General features: G+C 56.6%; 1 rRNA gene. It reads right to left on the bottom strand.

Annotation, left to right across the window (positions count from 1 at the left end):
- A 16S ribosomal RNA gene (locus tag BSP239C_RS20375) occupies nt 1-1234 on the bottom strand; the annotation flags it as partial.

The raw sequence follows: 1234 nt of genomic DNA, 5'->3' as shown, positions 1-1234 counted from the left end.
GGGTTGGGCCACCGGCTTCGGGTGTTACCGACTTTCGTGACTTGACGGGCGGTGTGTACAAGGCCCGGGAACGTATTCACCGCAGCGTTGCTGATCTGCGATTACTAGCGACTCCGACTTCACGTAGTCGAATTGCAGACTACGATCCGAACTGAGACTGGCTTTAAGGGATTCGCTAAAACCTCACGGTCTCGCATCTCTCTGTACCAGCCATTGTAGCATGCGTGAAGCCCAAGACATAAAGGGCATGATGATTTGACGTCATCCCCACCTTCCTCCGAGTTGACCCCGGCAGTCTCCTATGAGTTCCCACCATCACGTGCTGGCAACATAGAACGAGGGTTGCGCTCGTTGCGGGACTTAACCCAACATCTCACGACACGAGCTGACGACAACCATGCACCACCTGTACACCAACCCCAAAGGGGAAGGACTGTTTCCAGCCCGGTCTGGTGTATGTCAAGCCTTGGTAAGGTTCTTCGCGTTGCATCGAATTAATCCGCATGCTCCGCCGCTTGTGCGGGCCCCCGTCAATTCCTTTGAGTTTTAGCCTTGCGACCGTACTCCCCAGGCGGGGCACTTAATGCGTTAGCTACGGCGCGGAGAACGTGGAATGTCCCCCACACCTAGTGCCCAACGTTTACGGCATGGACTACCAGGGTATCTAATCCTGTTCGCTCCCCATGCTTTCGCTCCTCAGTGTCAGTTACAGCCCAGAGTCCCGCCTTCGCCACCGGTGTTCCTCCTGATATCTGCGCATTTCACCGCTACACCAGGAATTCCAGACTCCCCTACTGCACTCTAGTCAGCCCGTACCCACTGCACGCGCAACGTTAAGCGTTGCGTTTCCACAGCAGACGTGACCAACCACCTACGAGCTCTTTACGCCCAATAATTCCGGACAACGCTTGTACCCTACGTATTACCGCGGCTGCTGGCACGTAGTTAGCCGGTACTTCTTCTGCAGGTACCGTCACCCCAAGGGGCTTCTTCCCTGCTGAAAGCGGTTTACAACCCGAAGGCCGTCATCCCGCACGCTGCGTCGCTGCATCAGGGTTTCCCCCATTGTGCAATATTCCCCACTGCTGCCTCCCGTAGGAGTCTGGGCCGTGTCTCAGTCCCAGTGTGGCCGGTCGCCCTCTCAGGCCGGCTACCCGTCGTCGTCTTGGTGAGCCATTACCTCACCAACAAACTGATAGGCCGCGAGCCCATCCCCAACCGAAAAAACTTTCCA

Source organism: Brevibacterium sp. 239c, assembly GCF_900169365.1.
Lineage (GTDB): Bacteria > Actinomycetota > Actinomycetes > Actinomycetales > Brevibacteriaceae > Brevibacterium.
Note: the sequence above shows the minus strand (reverse complement) of the source record. Positions and strands in the feature narration are given on the sequence as shown.